The organism is Salinigranum sp. (genome assembly GCF_041641895.1).
Classification (GTDB): Archaea; Halobacteriota; Halobacteria; order Halobacteriales; family Haloferacaceae; genus Salinigranum.
In genome coordinates this window covers 44,739-58,553 of sequence record NZ_JBEPXO010000010.1, presented here as the reverse complement: position 1 = coordinate 58,553, position 13,815 = coordinate 44,739, and the positions used below count along the sequence as shown (strand labels likewise).

General features: G+C 68.9%; 16 protein-coding genes. 11 read left to right on the top strand and 5 right to left on the bottom strand.

What is annotated here, in order from left to right:
* From ACESK5_RS03700 to ACESK5_RS03665, 8 genes are all read left to right on the top strand, one after another.
* Positions 1–390 (top strand): sodium:calcium antiporter (locus tag ACESK5_RS03700; protein ID WP_372910201.1); only part of this gene is annotated, 390 nt, incomplete at its 5' end.
* A 162-nt stretch (positions 391–552) separates the two neighbouring features.
* Positions 553–1,926 carry a sodium/calcium exchanger protein gene (locus tag ACESK5_RS03695; RefSeq protein ID WP_372910200.1) on the top strand — a complete coding sequence of 458 codons (1,374 nt, stop codon included), beginning with the start codon at positions 553–555 and terminating at the stop codon, positions 1,924–1,926.
* A gap of 60 nt (positions 1,927–1,986) precedes the next feature.
* Positions 1,987–3,363, top strand: coding sequence for a D-aminoacyl-tRNA deacylase (locus ACESK5_RS03690; protein ID WP_372910199.1), 1,377 nt, complete (start codon positions 1,987–1,989; stop codon positions 3,361–3,363).
* Positions 3,364–3,453: 90 nt separating this feature from the next.
* A complete protein-coding gene (gene ftsZ / locus ACESK5_RS03685; RefSeq protein WP_372910198.1) occupies positions 3,454–4,587 on the top strand; it encodes a cell division protein FtsZ in 1,134 nt (377 codons plus the stop codon).
* Positions 4,588–4,686: 99 nt separating this feature from the next.
* Positions 4,687–4,905 carry a DUF2892 domain-containing protein gene (locus ACESK5_RS03680; RefSeq protein WP_372910197.1) on the top strand — a complete coding sequence of 73 codons (219 nt, stop codon included), beginning with the start codon at positions 4,687–4,689 and terminating at the stop codon, positions 4,903–4,905.
* A gap of 174 nt (positions 4,906–5,079) precedes the next feature.
* Positions 5,080–5,253 (top strand): protein translocase SEC61 complex subunit gamma, encoded by a 174-nt coding sequence (locus ACESK5_RS03675; RefSeq protein ID WP_372910196.1) that lies wholly within the window; start codon positions 5,080–5,082, stop codon positions 5,251–5,253.
* A 2-nt stretch (positions 5,254–5,255) separates the two neighbouring features.
* Entirely contained in the window at positions 5,256–5,708 is a 453-nt protein-coding gene (locus ACESK5_RS03670; RefSeq protein WP_372910195.1) for a transcription elongation factor Spt5, read from the top strand.
* A 278-nt stretch (positions 5,709–5,986) separates the two neighbouring features.
* A complete protein-coding gene (locus ACESK5_RS03665; protein ID WP_372910194.1) occupies positions 5,987–6,325 on the top strand; it encodes a hypothetical protein in 339 nt (112 codons plus the stop codon).
* A gap of 57 nt (positions 6,326–6,382) precedes the next feature.
* Here ACESK5_RS03665 and ACESK5_RS03660 read toward each other — a convergent pair whose 3' ends face one another.
* Entirely contained in the window at positions 6,383–6,685 is a 303-nt protein-coding gene (locus ACESK5_RS03660) for a hypothetical protein (protein WP_372910193.1), read from the bottom strand.
* A 222-nt stretch (positions 6,686–6,907) separates the two neighbouring features.
* Between ACESK5_RS03660 and ACESK5_RS03655 the strand changes: the two genes are divergently transcribed.
* Positions 6,908–7,642: a PHP-associated domain-containing protein gene (locus ACESK5_RS03655; RefSeq protein ID WP_372910192.1), complete on the top strand. Its 735-nt coding sequence runs from the start codon at positions 6,908–6,910 to the stop codon at positions 7,640–7,642.
* Positions 7,643–7,658: 16 nt separating this feature from the next.
* On the opposite strand, the gene ACESK5_RS03650 is transcribed toward ACESK5_RS03655, so the two are convergent.
* Positions 7,659–8,201 carry a metal-dependent hydrolase gene (locus ACESK5_RS03650; RefSeq protein WP_372910191.1) on the bottom strand — a complete coding sequence of 181 codons (543 nt, stop codon included), beginning with the start codon at positions 8,199–8,201 and terminating at the stop codon, positions 7,659–7,661.
* A gap of 466 nt (positions 8,202–8,667) precedes the next feature.
* Here ACESK5_RS03650 and ACESK5_RS03645 point away from each other — a divergent pair, with 466 nt between their 5' ends.
* Positions 8,668–9,768 (top strand): pyridoxal phosphate-dependent aminotransferase, encoded by a 1,101-nt coding sequence (locus ACESK5_RS03645; RefSeq protein ID WP_372910190.1) that lies wholly within the window; start codon positions 8,668–8,670, stop codon positions 9,766–9,768.
* 55 nt (positions 9,769–9,823) lie between these two features.
* Positions 9,824–11,110 (top strand): ArsA family ATPase, encoded by a 1,287-nt coding sequence (locus tag ACESK5_RS03640; RefSeq protein ID WP_372910189.1) that lies wholly within the window; start codon positions 9,824–9,826, stop codon positions 11,108–11,110.
* Between the two features lie 17 nt (positions 11,111–11,127).
* Here ACESK5_RS03640 and ACESK5_RS03635 read toward each other — a convergent pair whose 3' ends face one another.
* The 3 genes from ACESK5_RS03635 to ACESK5_RS03625 form a co-directional block, all read right to left on the bottom strand.
* Positions 11,128–11,958, bottom strand: a complete 831-nt coding sequence (locus ACESK5_RS03635) for an SDR family oxidoreductase (protein ID WP_372910188.1) — start codon at positions 11,956–11,958, stop codon at positions 11,128–11,130.
* 70 nt (positions 11,959–12,028) lie between these two features.
* A complete protein-coding gene (locus ACESK5_RS03630; protein WP_372910187.1) occupies positions 12,029–12,832 on the bottom strand; it encodes an endonuclease V in 804 nt (267 codons plus the stop codon).
* 3 nt (positions 12,833–12,835) lie between these two features.
* A complete protein-coding gene (locus tag ACESK5_RS03625; RefSeq protein WP_372910186.1) occupies positions 12,836–13,756 on the bottom strand; it encodes a rhomboid family intramembrane serine protease in 921 nt (306 codons plus the stop codon).
* Between the last annotated feature and the right edge of the window lie 59 nt (positions 13,757–13,815).

Genomic DNA, 13,815 nt, shown 5'->3' with positions numbered 1-13,815 from the left:
CTCGGTGCTCGGGCGCTCATCGAGGGCGGGACCGACCTCCTCGCGGGCTTCGGGGTCCCTCCGCGCGTCGTCGGCCTCACCGTCCTCGCACTCGGCACCTCCCTGCCAGAACTGGCGACGAGCGTGGTGAGCGCCCGTCGCGACGAGGGGGCCGTCAGCGTGGCTAACGTCGTCGGCTCGAACATCTACAACGTCCTCGCCGTGCTCGGCGTCCTCGTGCTGTTCGTCCCCGTCGACGTTCCCCCCTCGGTCGTGGCGGTCGACCTCCCGGTGCTCGTCGTGTTCACGGTCGGCGTCGTGGCGCTCATGCTCCACCGCCGTGACGTCTCGCGGGTCGACGGTGCCATCCTCCTGTGCGGCTACGCCTCGTTCGTCGCCTTCCTCGTCTGATGCCGCCTGCCGGCAGTCGTTCCCGGTCGCCGTCGATTCGAGGACGGTGACGGCAAGTCCACAGCGACGGCCAGTCCACGGCGAGATGGGCCCTGTGAACGTGCCACGGCCAGTCAGTGGGAAAGGGGAATGGATATGAGTGTCGCTCTGCTCGTCTCGGATATGAGCTCCCGATTGCGCCACCCACTCGTCGCGGTTTCGCTCGCGGTGGCGCTCACGCTCCCGTGGTTCCTCTCCTGGGCGAGTGGTACCAACACCTCGTTCGCGACACTCATCACCGTCGCCGTGAGCGGTCTCGCGGTGCTCGGCGCGTCGTTCCTCCTCGCGTGGGGTGCGGAGACGGCCGAGAAGGACGTCCCTCGCGCGTTCGCACTGGCCGTCCTCGCGGTCCTCGCCGTCGCCCCGGAGTACGCCGTCGACGCGCTGTACGCGTGGACCGCAGGGGCTAACATCGGGACGCCACGCGGGGCCGAGGCCGCCAACCTCGCCGTCGCCAACATGACCGGCGCGAACCGCATCCTCATCGGTATCGGTTGGTCCGCCATCGCGGTGTTCACCGTCTACAAGGCGCACTCGACGAACGACCCGGCCGTCGAGAGACGCTCCGGGTTCCTGGGCGACGTCGTCCACCTCGACCGCGACATCTCCACCGAAATCACGTTCCTCCTGGCGGCGACGACGTTCGCCTTCTTCGTCCCCTTCAGCGCCGCGACGTTCACCGGCGGGGGGTCGATGGGCGGCATCGGCGTCCTCGACACCGTCGTCCTCGTCGGCCTCTACGCGCTCTACATCGGCATCATCGTCCGCGGCGACGTCGAGGGCCACGAGCAGCAGGTCGGTGTCCCCGCGTACTTCCAGGGGTACCGGAAGCCGAAGCGAATCGCCACGGTCCTCCTGTTGTTCGCCTTCTCGGGACTGCTCATCCTGACCGCGGTCGAACCGTTCGCTCACGGCCTCGAGAAACTCGGCCAGCAGGCGGGAGTGCCGCCCTTCTTCATGATCCAGTGGGTCGCACCGCTGGCCTCCGAGTCGCCCGAACTCATCGTCGTCGCCTACCTCGTCAACAAGGCGCGGTCGACGGCGGGGTTCAACGCGCTCATCTCCTCGAAGCTCAACCAGTGGACGCTCCTCATCGGGACGCTCGCCGTCGTCTACTCCATCGCCGCCGGACAGGTCGCCGCGCTCCCGTTCGACCAGAAGCAGGTGGCCGAGATATGGATCACTGCCGGGCAGAGCTTCTTCGCCATCGCCATCCTGACGAACTTCGAGATATCGGTCCGCGAGGCCGTCGTCCTCTTCGGCCTCTTCATCACGCAGGTCGTCGCGGAGTTCGTTGTCATCCGGACGGTGGCGGAACCGTTCGCGTCCACCTACAGCCTCTACATGCTGTACGGCTACACCGTCGTCTACCTGCTTCTGGCGGTCGCCCTCTTCGTGAGTCGGCGTGACGACCTGCGCTGGCTGTTCGGGCGGACCCGTGCCACCGCCCGGGAGGCCATCGGCGGGACCGAAGCCAGCGCGGACCACGCCGACTGACGGTCGCGTCCGCCCCCGGAAACCGACTCCGTTTTACCTCGGCACTGGATAGGCGAGGACGTGATCGCGCTCGTCGTCAGCCGTGCCGACCGCGCCTCCGAACACGTCGGCGAACACGTCCTCGACGTCGCGGAGTGGAACGAACGGGTCGACGACGCCCGTCCGAGCGCCAGCGGCGGCGGGACGTACTACACCCGACCGGGATTCGAACTCCGGACGTTCGCCGACCTCCACCTCGACCTCGACGGCGTCGCGGGGGTCTTCGACGACCCCGACCTCCTCTGTTTCCTCTCGCGGCACTCCGGCGAGACCGGCCCCCTGCTCTCGGCACACTTCACGGGCAACTTCGGCTCCGCCGACTACGGTGGGAGCGACGGCGAACTGGCGCGGGCCTGCCCGAACGCCCAGAAAGCCGTCGTCGAGGCCCTCACCGAGCACGCGCCCGAGGGGTACGACGTCGGCGTCGAGTGCACCCACCACGGTCCCTCCGAGGTGGGTGTGCCGTCGATGTTCGTCGAACTCGGGTCGAGCGAGGCGGAGTGGGACGACCCCGCCGGTGCCCGCGCCGTCGCCCGGGCGGTCCTCGACGTCGAGGGCGTCGGCGCCGACCGGCGAGACGGCGAGGAGACGAGACACGTCGTCGGCTTCGGCGGCGGCCACTACGCCCCGCGGTTCGAGCGCGTGATTCGCGAGACGGACTGGGCCGTCGGCCACGTCGGCGCGGACTGGCCGCTCGAGGCGATGGGGCCCGTCGGCGACAACCAGGACGTACTTCCGGCGGCCTTCGCCGAGAGCGCCGCGGACCTAGCACTCGTCGACGGCGACCACCCCAGAGTCTCTGCGGCCGTCGAAGAACTGGGCTACCGGGTCGTGAGCGAGACGTTCCTCCGCGAGACGCGGCGGGTCCCGCGGGCGCTCGTCGACCACGTCGAGAGCGAACTGGGACCGGTCGACGACGGCGTCCGCTTCGGTGCCCACGCGCGAGTCGGTCTCACCGCCGCGCCCGGCGTGGCGTTCGAGGTCACCGCCCTCTCACGCGAGCTCGTCGACGCGGCCCTCGGCGTCGACCACGACGCGGCACGTACGGCCGTCGACGACCACACCGTCGCCTTCCACACCGAGGAGGGCGGCCGCCGACCCACCGGTCGCGTGGCGCTCCCCACTGCACTCGACGACGCTGACGACACCGGCGCGTTCGACCGACTCGTGGACGCACTCTGTGCGGTGCTCCGGACCCGCTACGACGAGGTCACCCGAGAGGACGACGTCGTCGTGGCCCACGAACGCGCGTTCGACGCCGCCGCCGCGGCCGACCTCGGGGTTCCCGAGGGCCCGGCGTTCGGCCGCCTCGCCGGTGGGGAGTCGGTCGAGATCGCGGGCGAGGAGGTCGCCCCCGAGGACGTCCACCGCGACAGAACTGTCACATTCTCGTTGTAATTCGGCGAAAATCCCCGAAATGCCGTCAGACGGGCGTATGACGGAGGGGGAAAGGTAATGTGGCTTCGTCGGGAAGGGGTGCTCATACGTATGGACTCCATCGTCGACAGCGCGATCGAGGAGGCCGAGCAGATGGAGGATGGGACGACAAACGGTGTCGACGAACCATCGTCTTCGACTGGGCCGACGGGAACGATGACTGACGAACAGCTTCAGGACGTCCTCAAGGACCTCCAGACCAACATCACGGTCGTCGGGTGTGGCGGCGCGGGCGGCAACACCGTCAACCGGATGGCTGAGGAGGGAATCAAGGGCGCGAAACTCGTCGCGGCCAACACGGACGTCCAGCACCTCGTCAACGTCCAGGCCGACACGAAAATCCTCATCGGGGAGCAGAAGACGCAGGGCCGCGGTGCCGGGTCGCTCCCTCAGGTCGGCGAGGAGGCCGCCCTCGAATCGCAGGAGGACATCCACGACTCCATCCAGGGGTCCGATATGGTGTTCGTCACCGCGGGACTGGGTGGCGGCACGGGCACGGGCTCCGCTCCCGTGGTCGCGAAGGCCGCGCGCGAGGCCGGCGCACTCACTATCGCCATCGTCACCACGCCGTTCACCGCGGAGGGCGAAGTCCGAAGGACGAACGCCGAGGCGGGACTGGAGCGCCTCCGCGACGTGGCCGACACGGTCATCGTCGTCCCGAACGACCGCCTCCTCGACGCCGTCGGCAAACTCCCCGTCAAGCAGGCGTTCAAAGTCAGTGACGAGGTACTGATGCGGTCGGTGAAGGGCATCACCGAACTCATCACGAAACCCGGGCTGGTCAACCTCGACTTCGCCGACGTCAAGACGGTCATGGAACGCGGCGGCGTCGCCATGATCGGCCTCGGAGAGTCGGACTCGGAGCAGAAGGCACAGGACTCCGTCAAGAGCGCGCTCCGCTCGCCGCTCCTGGACGTGGACATCTCCGGCGCGAACTCCGCGCTGGTGAACGTCACCGGCGGGTCGGACATGAGCATCGAGGAGGCCGAGGGCGTCGTCGAGGAGATTTACGAGCGTATCGACCCCGAGGCACGCATCATCTGGGGCACCTCCATCGACGAGGAACTCGACGGCTCGATGCGGACGATGATCGTCGTCACCGGCGTGGACTCCCCGCAGATATACGGCCGCACCGACGTCCAGCCGCAGGCGGGCGACGTCGACGACATCGACTTCGTCGAGTAGTCGGCCGGTTCGCGCCTCGCCGTCTCCCCGGTTCCGTCGACTCCCCGGTCCGAGCGCCGGGCACACCGTTTTTCACGTGCTGCACCGTCGTCGAACGGTATGGCCCTCCGCCAGAACATGTCCACAGCCGACCGGGTCGTTCGCGGCGTCGCGGGTATCTGGTTGCTCGCGATGGCCGCCGGTGCCACACTCGGCCGCAGAGGAACCGTGGCCGCCATCACCGGAATCACGGGACTGGGTCTGTTGTCGAACTCGCTGACCGGGCACTGTGGTGGTAACGCGCTGCTCGGCATCGACACCTCCTCCAGCGAATCGTGACGGCGAGTTCGGGACGTACGTTCACGCCCCGGTACTCTCCGGTCACCCGTGGTCGCCCACCGGCCCCTGACCGCCGGCCGCCGGCCGCCGTTCTCGCCCCCTCACGACCGCTGTCGCGTCGACACAGTCATCAATAGATAGAAAAAGCCCGACACCCTAGCGCCGACAACAACCATGGACGTCAAATACGACCTCACCAGCTACGTTCGGGTGTTGAAGCTCGCGTCGACCCCGTCGTGGAACGAGTTCTCACAGATCTCGAAAATCGCCGGCGCGGGCATCTTCCTCGTCGGGTTCCTCGGCTTCGTCATCTTCGCGGTGATGAGCTTCCTCCCCGGAGGCGTGTAGCGATGCCCATCTTCGCCGTCAAGACCACCGCGAGCCAGGAACGCACCGTCGCGGACATGATAGCCAACCGCGAGGAGCCGGAGATTCACGCCGTGCTCGCCCCGGACTCGCTGACCTCGTACGTGATGGTCGAAGCGGACAACAACGCGGTCATCGAACGCGTCCTCGAGGAGATTCCGCACGCTCGCGGCCTCGTCTCCTCGGGCGGACAGGTGGGCCGGTCGTCGATGGCCGAGGTCGAACACTTCCTCTCCCCGACGCCCGACGTCGAGGGCATCGCCGAGGGCGACATCGTCGAACTCGTCTCCGGGCCGTTCAAGGGCGAGAAGGCCCGCGTCCAGCGCATCGACGAGGGCAAGGACCAGGTCACCGTCGAACTGTACGAGGCGACCGTCCCGATCCCCGTGACGGTTCGCGGCGACCAGATCCGCGTGCTCGACAGTGAGGAACGATAGCTCTCGGACCGTACGCGCGGCGCTCCGCGCCCCGACGAGACGACGAGACGACGAGATGACGAGATGACGAGGCTCCTTCGAAACCTTCGAAACGTTCGCCGCCGATGCGAGTCGCTCCCGGAGAGGCGTCGCTCCAGTCCACCTCGTCGACCTGCTCGCCGGCTTCGACCGTAGTGAGCCGCGTCCACCGAGGGCTCAGTTCGAAGCGGTCACCGGACCGGTTTGCGACTGAAGGCCGTCCGTTCACCGGCCGGACCCCGGTACCGAGTCCACAGAGGATGACGAACTACGACGTGCACGAGCCCGGATACTCGGGAACAACGACCGAGGAGTGGGACGCACCGCAGATGGCCGACTTCGACACGGACGACCTCTCCGCGATTGCCGACCACTTCGTCCTCTCGACGACGGGCTTCCCACCGGACGACTTCACCGACCTGAAGTTGTCGGTCGTCGACCCGGACGGCGACCTCACCGAGAACGCCCTGCAGACGGCAGACGGTGGGGCGCACAGCGTCGACGCCAGCGACGGTATCGACGACGAGACACGAGCGGAGGTCGAGGAGCGTCTGGAGACGCTCTCCCGAGAGGAGTTCGACTCGGAACTCGGCGAGTGAGGCGAGCACACCCACCACTGGAACGGGGGCGTACCACCCGCGGCACACCACACCCGCTCAGAGCTGTTCGTCGGTGTCGAGCCGTTCGGCCACCTTCGACACGTCGACCGTCGACTCGACTGCCGTCCGGACCGACTCCCGCTCGCGGATGTCGTCGGGTCCGGCGTCGTACGCCCGGACGTACTCGGCACGGCTGTGCTCCTCGAGGGCGTGGCGGATGGCGAAGTAGCCCTCGGGGACCTCCGCCGAACAGATGCGACAGGTGTGGTAGTCGTGCTCCGTCGCCTGGTGGACGAGCGCGTCCTCGGCGTCGGGGAACTGCGCTCCGCACCCGCGAATCGCACACTGCCAGGGGGACATGGCAGGTGGTTGCGGGCGGACGACAAAACGGTTTCGCGGGGTTGAGGCCGTGACGGAGACGACGCTCGCCCGCAGACCCCGTCACACCTCCCGGCTACACGACGCGGCCTCGAACCCGCGCAGTGACTCGATTCGCGGCGAATAGCAACCACTAACTTACGGCTCGCTCTCTCCTCGCGTGTGACGCGTGAGGTGCCGTCCGTCGACGAGACTCGGGTCGACATGCACGTGAAGGTACTCGACGACCGTGTCGTCGAACGGGCGAAGGCCCGCGGCCTCGACGTCCTCGTCTACGCGCCGCACTTCACCCGCCTCCCCGACGCTCGCGCCCGCGCCCGAGAGTACACCGACGACGAACTCCTCGTCGTCCCCGCCCGCGAAGTGTTCACGGGGTCGTGGCGTGACCGCAGACACATCCTCGTCGTCGGCCTCACCGACCCCGTCCCCGACTTCATCACGCTCGACGCTGCCCTCGCCGAGTGCGACCGGCAGGACGCGGCCGTGCTCGTCCCTCACCCCGGACTCCTGAACGTGAGCCTCGGCCTCGACGACGTCGTCCGCCACCGGAACCACATCGTCGGCGTCGAACGCTACAACGCCAAGTGCTTCCCGTGGCAGAACGCGGCGATGGGCCGCGTCGTCCGGGAGACATCGCTCCCGGCGTTCGGGTCCTCGTACGCCCACCTCCGGTCGACCGTGGGCGAGGCGTGGACGGCGTTCGAGACGGCCATCGACGACGAGACGGACCTCGTGCGCGCGCTGAAGACGGCAGCACCGCGTCGCGTGATGCACCGTTCGGGCCTCTCGCATCGCCTCCGCGGGGCGGTCGAGTTCGCGCACCTCGGCTACGAGAACTCCTGGGGGAAGGTCGACCGCCTCCTCCTCTCGGGGATGGAACCCACCCACCCCGACCACATCGCCTACCGGGGGCGGTTCGAGGACAGCGCGGTGTACTGAGCCGTCCCAAGCGAGGTCAGACGAGGAGACCGAGCCACGCCATCGACGCCGTCACGAGTTCCTGGACGCCCGTGACCCCTGCGTCGAGCGGGAACGCCAGGTAGTGGACCCCACCGAGGACGACCAGTTCGAGGACGGTAATGACGAGGGTGACGGCGTCGGCGTGTTTCGAACTGGTGGTCACGCCCGTCGGGAGGCCGTACTCGGTCTTCGAGAGCGGGTAGAAGAGCGCGATGCCCCGCCGGCTCCCGACGACGTCGAGGAGGTAGTGGGTCGCCACGCCGATCCAGACGAACTGGAGGTTCCCGAAGACGAACGGGAACGCGAGGAACACGCCGAGCATCGGGAGGTTGTGGAGCGTCTTGCGGTGCTTGCCGAAGGCCGTGTCGACGTCGGGGAAGAGCGCCCCGAGCGTCACGGGGACGGAGAGTTCGACGATCCGCGTGAGCCCCTCGACGACGACGGCCGTCGTCGGTTGCGTCGTCGGGTCGACGGTGAGAATGAGTCCGAGTCCGACACCGAGAAGTACCGCGTTCAGCACGTGTCCCTTCTTGTTCACGAGTCCCCGTGCAGGCGCGGGGGACTCAAGCGTTTCGCCCGACGCCGCGGTGGTCGTCGACGGTTCGGCCGCTCCGCGACTCCCGTCGCCCGGGGTCCCTCGGTCGCACACCGTCCGGAGTCGAGACGCCTGGTCGCCAGGGCGGTGTGGCCACGTCCTTCCCAGCCGACTCGGACACCCACTCCTGCGGTCGCTCGCGCCTCGTCCCTCGCGCGGTGTCGGGTGCGGACGGAGCCGCACCAGGCACGCGCCACCGCCCCGTCTCGGCGGGCGGCGTGCGACGGTGAGTGAGCGGCGCGACCGAGTGACTCGTGCCAGGGCCTCGTCCGGGTCCTCTCCCGGGGCGACCGGCCGGCACCGAGGAGGCTTCACTGGTCCGTGTACTGCGCGTCGCGTCCTCACTCGGTCGATTCCCGCGCCGCGGACAGGACGAAAACGCCAACACCCTCCTGTGCTATCCAGGGGTATGGACTACGACGAGCCACTGTTCTTCCACGTCATCCAGTACGCCAAGCGTGCGGACCGGGACGTCGTCGACATGGTGAGCGGTAACCCCGACTGGGACCCGCCCGCCGCCCTCCGGGAGGGGCTACACGAGTACGCCGACGCGCCCACCGCGGCGTTCCAGTACCCGCCGAGCGACGGACTCCGCGAACTCCGCGAGGAGATCGGCGAACGCCGGAACGTCGACCCCGCGCGCGTCATCGTCACCATCGGCGGGGGCGAGGCGAACTACCTCGCGATGGCCCGGGCGATGGAACGCGACGCCGGGGACGAGTTCGTCCTCACCGACCCCGTCTACCCCTACTACCCGGGGAAGGCACAGATGCTCGGCGGGCGCACGCGGATGGTCCCGGTCCACGAGAACGGCCAACTCGACATGGACGCGATGCGCGCGGCCGTCACGGACGAGACGGCCTGCATCGTGGTCAACACGCCGAACAACCCCACCGGAGCGGTGTACCCACGCGAGGACGTTGAGGAACTCGTCTCGCTCGCGGAGGCACACGACGCGCTGCTCCTCGTCGACGAGGTGTACGACCACTTCGACTTCTCCGGCTCGTTCGAGTCGGCGCTGACCATCGACTCCGACCACCGCGTCGTCACCTCGTCGTACTCGAAGACGTTCGCCATCACGGGCTTCCGGGTCGGCTACTCGGTGTTCCCCGAGTCGCTGGTCGAACAGGCCCGGACGCGACACATGCTCGTCAACGTCACCGGCGCGCGGCCGTCGCAGGCGGCGGTGCTCGCGGCCCTGCGGAGTGCGGGCCCCGACTACTACGAGGACGTCCGCGACTCCCTGCGGACGCGCATCGACGCGTTCTGCGACGCGCTCGACGCGGCCGGCGCGGACTACACCCGCCCCGACGGTGCCTTCTACGTGCTCGCGCGCTTCGAGGGGTTCCCGGGGACGATGGAGAACGTCAAGACGCTCGTCGACGAGGCGGGTGTGGCAGGGATGCCCGGCGAGGCGTTCGGCGAGGCGCGCGACGAGTGGATTCGCTTCGCGCTGTGTACGCCCCGCGCCCAGGAGGCCGCGACACGGCTGGCGGACTACTTCGCCTGAGCCGCGAGTGCCCGAGACCGACGGGTACACAAGGCTCGACGGACGAGAGCGAGGTATGAGCGACATCGACGTCGAGGCGGTCGACTCCGTGGACGACGAGGACGACGACGCCCACGTTCACGGCTCCGCCGGGGCGGACGACGGCCAGGGCGGCACCATCGACGTGGAGACCGGTCCCATCGAGGACGCCGAGGCGGACGTCCCCGTCGGTGTCGACGCGCCCGAGTACGTCCTCTACGGCGGGAAGGGTGGCGTCGGCAAGACGACGATGGCGGCGGCGACGGCGCTCGCCTCCGCCGCCGACGGCACGGCCACGCTCGTCGTCTCGACGGACCCGGCGCACTCGCTCTCCGACACGCTCGAAGTCGACGTCCCGCCGCGACCGACGCAGGTTCGCGACGACGTCCCCCTGTTCGCGGCCGAAATCGACCCCGAGGCGGCCGCGCAGGGCCCGTTCGCGGGCGGCGAGTTCGACCCCGGGTTCGGCGCGTCCGAGAGCGACGACGGTCCCGCGGGGGCGACGGCCGGGCCGGGTGGTGCCGCCGGCAGCGACGAGAACCCGTTCACGGGCGACGCGGGGGCCGGCGCGACCGACAACCCGTTCACCGGCGGTGCGGGGGGTGCCGGCGACGACCCGATGGGGATGGGCGGCCTCGGTGACCTCTTCGGCGGCGACTCGCCGCTGAGCGGCCCGATGCCCGGCGCGGACGAGGCGGCGGCGATGCAGCAACTCCTCGAGTACCTCGACGACCCCCGGTTCGAGCGGGTCGTCGTCGACACCGCCCCGACGGGACACACCCTCCGCCTGCTGGAACTCCCCGAGGTGATGGACTCGATGGCGGGTCGCCTGCTCAAGATGCGCGAGCAGTTCTCGGGGCTGATGGACGGCATCAAGGGGATGTTCGGCGCCGGGTCGGGGTCGGAAAAGCCGATGGCCGAACTGGAGGACCTCGCCGAGCGCATCGAGCGCCTCCGGGCGGTCCTCCGGGACCCGGCGAAGACGGACTTCCGCGTCGTGATGGTGCCGGAGAAGATGAGCGTCCTCGAATCAGAGCGCCTCATCCGGCAGCTGGACGAGTTCGGCATCCCGGTCCAGACCGTCGTGGTGAACCAGGTGATGGAGGACTTAGCGGAGGTCACGAGCGACGTCGACCCCGAGTGGGTCGTCTCGCCGGACCTCGAGCACTGTGAGTTCTGCAAGCGGCGCTGGAAAGTCCAGCAGGCCGCCCTCTCGGAGGCGATGGACCTCTTCCGGGGCCACGATGTCAAGCGCGTCCCCCTCCTGGCAGACGAGGTCCAGGGGGAGGCGGCGCTGAAAGTCGTCGCGGCGTGTCTGCAGTAGGGGTGTCGGCGGGAGCGTCAGGACAGCTTTCGAAGGAGACCGAAGGCGCTGTCCCGCAGCGAGTCGGGGACGAACCGGCCCAGGACGGCGAGCGACGCGACGGTCCCGACCGGGTAGCGCGCGGCGGGTTTCGTCGCCGACGCCGCGTTGACGATGTCCTCCGCGACCCGTTCGGGGGACTCCTCCCAGAACCCTCCGTCACCGACCGCCTGCGCGTCGTCGAACGCCTTGTAGAACGAGGCGTACGCCTCGGAGCGGTCGATCTCGCTCTCGTCGACCTCCTCGGCGGCCCGCTGGTCGAACCGCGTGTCGACCGGCCCGGGTTCGACGAGGACGACGTCGATTCCCTCGTCTTCGACCTCGACGCGGAGCGCGTCGCTCATCGCTTCGAGGGCGAACTTCGAACCGCAGTAGACGCCGCCGCCGGGGAAGGAGAGGCGGCCGGCGACGCTGGAGACGTTGACGATGGTGCCCGACTCCTGTGCGCGCATGTGTGGGAGGACGGCGCGGGTGAGGCGGTGCGGGCCGTAGACGTTGACGTCGAACTGCTCGTGGACCTTCCGGGTCGGGACGTCCTCGATGGGGCCGAACTGCGCGTAGCCCGCGTTGTTGACGAGACAGTCGATACGACCGTGCTCGTCGACGATGCGGGAGACGACGCGCTCGACGTCGTCCTCCTCGGTGACGTCCAGTGTGGAGATGTCACAGCCACGCTCGCCCAGCGTCTCGATGTCGGCGGGGTTCCGGGCCGTGGCGTACACCTCCCACTCCTCGTCGAGGAACGCGAGCGCCGTCGCGCGGCCGATTCCTGACGAACAACCGGTGATGAGGACCGTCTTGGGGTGCACGCCGGTACGTCGGAACGCGGACAGTTAAGTGCCACCGATTGCGGAGGTTCCGACGGCTTCTCCGTGCGGTTCAGGCGCTCTCGGTGTACTCGGCCTTCACCTCGTCCGCGTACGCGTCCGCGAGTCGCGTCGGCTCCGGCAGTTTGTACCCGTCACAGCAGCGGAGGACGAGGTCGACGGCCGTCTCGGCCGACACGCGATGGCCGGGGCTGACGTACAGCGGGTTGATCTTCCGAGACGAGTCGTACTGTCTCGACTGGACGGCGTAGCCGATGACGCGGCCGTCGGCGACGTCCACGTCGCTGTTCGCGAGAATCGGCGTCCGCCACCCCTCGGGGCGGCCGTCGACCGACTCCCGGGGGCGGCCGCAGAGGAGCGACTTCGCGACGCCCACGCTCGGGCAGTCGAAGACGACGCCCATGTGCGTCGCGAGGCCGGCCTGTCGGTAGTGGATGCGGCCGCTCCCGTCGAAGAGGAGGAGGTCCGGGTCGGCCTCTACCCGTTCGAGGGCGTCGACGATAGGGCCGCCCTCCCGGAACGAGAGCAACCCGGGCACGTACGGAATCGACAGCTCCGAGACGGCGTACGCGCGTTCGACGACCTCTCCGCCCTGCAGGCAGACGACGGCGCTGACGGCAGCGTCGTCGAGGAACGCCTGGTCGACGCCGGCGACGACGGGGGCGTCCGGAGCGAGTCGGTCCCGCCCTCGGTCGGCGCCGAGCGTCGTCTGCTCGTCGGCCCGGCCGACGCGGATCGGGTCGAAGGTGAACTCGTCGGTGAAGGAGGCCGCCTCGGCGACCCGGCGCTGGAGGGCCTCCATCTCCTCGCGCGTCGCCGAGGGGTCGGGGAGGTACTGGGGGTAGCGCGGCTCCATCGCTCAGAACCGACCGCGACCCGGGCCGCCGGCCCCGCCGCCACCCCCACCGCCACCGAACTGGAGCGACTGCGGCACACCGACCCGCCCCTTCACGCGGCCGCCGTACGCCAGACCGACGAGGAGGCCGACCAGGTGCGCGAAGTGAGCGACGTTCCCGCCGAGGGCGCCGACGCCGCCGGCGACGCCGAAGCCCGCGACGAGGCTGAACGCCGCGAAGCCGAAGGTGAGCACCCACAGCGGCATCGGGATGATGAAGTAGAGGTACACCTTCAGGTTCGGGTTCAACACGGTGAGCACGCCGAGGACGCCCATGATGGCGCCCGACGCCCCGACCACCCCGGGACCGAACGCCCCCTCGGTGAGGAGCGTCGTCCCCACCTGTGCGAGGCCCGCGAGGATGCCGGCGCCGAAGAACAGCGCCGTGAACCGCCTCGTGTTGAGGTAGCGCTCGACGACGGGGCCGAAGAAGTACAGCGCGATGCTGTTGAACGCGATGTGGGTGAAGCCGCCGTGGGCGAAGATGGAGGTGACCCAGGTCCAGACGTACTCGATGTTGCCGGGGGTGAGGACGAAGACGGCCCGGTAGAGCGACGGGCTGAGTCCGAGGAGCTGGAACAGGAGTTGGAGGGCGAACGTGACCCACATCAGGCCGAGGAACAGGTAGCTCATGTTCCCCCGGAAGTAGCCGAGCGGTCCGCCCGTCGACGTCATCCGTTCGAGGACACCCTTCGAACGACCACCTCGGTTCTGCACCGAGTCGTCGAAGTCGCTCTCGAAGACGCCTGCGGGGTCGTTCCAGTCGTTCAGCCCGGGACAGTCGTGGTTCTCGGGGAGGCGGTGTTCCCCGCAGAACGTCCGTCCACAGCGCCGACACTGGTACGGCAAGTTCTCGTGCTTGCCGCACGCGTCACACTTCGCCATTATCCACGCTTAACGTCGTGGTGGTAAAAGGGATTGCCCTCTCCTACACGGCGGCGCAC

What these genes read in the sequence shown, in the direction of transcription:
- ACESK5_RS03695 (WP_372910200.1), top strand. Translation starts at nt 553, where the DNA reads ATGAGCTCCCGATTGCGCCACCCACTCGTCGCGGTTTCGCTCGCGGTG.
- ftsZ (WP_372910198.1), top strand. Translation starts at nt 3,454, where the DNA reads ATGGACTCCATCGTCGACAGCGCGATCGAGGAGGCCGAGCAGATGGAG.
- ACESK5_RS03680 (WP_372910197.1), top strand. Translation starts at nt 4,687, where the DNA reads ATGGCCCTCCGCCAGAACATGTCCACAGCCGACCGGGTCGTTCGCGGC.
- ACESK5_RS03675 (WP_372910196.1), top strand. Translation starts at nt 5,080, where the DNA reads ATGGACGTCAAATACGACCTCACCAGCTACGTTCGGGTGTTGAAGCTC.
- ACESK5_RS03670 (WP_372910195.1), top strand. Translation starts at nt 5,256, where the DNA reads ATGCCCATCTTCGCCGTCAAGACCACCGCGAGCCAGGAACGCACCGTC.
- ACESK5_RS03665 (WP_372910194.1), top strand. Translation starts at nt 5,987, where the DNA reads ATGACGAACTACGACGTGCACGAGCCCGGATACTCGGGAACAACGACC.
- ACESK5_RS03660 (WP_372910193.1), bottom strand. Translation starts at nt 6,685, where the DNA reads ATGTCCCCCTGGCAGTGTGCGATTCGCGGGTGCGGAGCGCAGTTCCCC.
- ACESK5_RS03655 (WP_372910192.1), top strand. Translation starts at nt 6,908, where the DNA reads ATGCACGTGAAGGTACTCGACGACCGTGTCGTCGAACGGGCGAAGGCC.
- ACESK5_RS03645 (WP_372910190.1), top strand. Translation starts at nt 8,668, where the DNA reads ATGGACTACGACGAGCCACTGTTCTTCCACGTCATCCAGTACGCCAAG.
- ACESK5_RS03640 (WP_372910189.1), top strand. Translation starts at nt 9,824, where the DNA reads ATGAGCGACATCGACGTCGAGGCGGTCGACTCCGTGGACGACGAGGAC.
- ACESK5_RS03630 (WP_372910187.1), bottom strand. Translation starts at nt 12,832, where the DNA reads ATGGAGCCGCGCTACCCCCAGTACCTCCCCGACCCCTCGGCGACGCGC.
- ACESK5_RS03625 (WP_372910186.1), bottom strand. Translation starts at nt 13,756, where the DNA reads ATGGCGAAGTGTGACGCGTGCGGCAAGCACGAGAACTTGCCGTACCAG.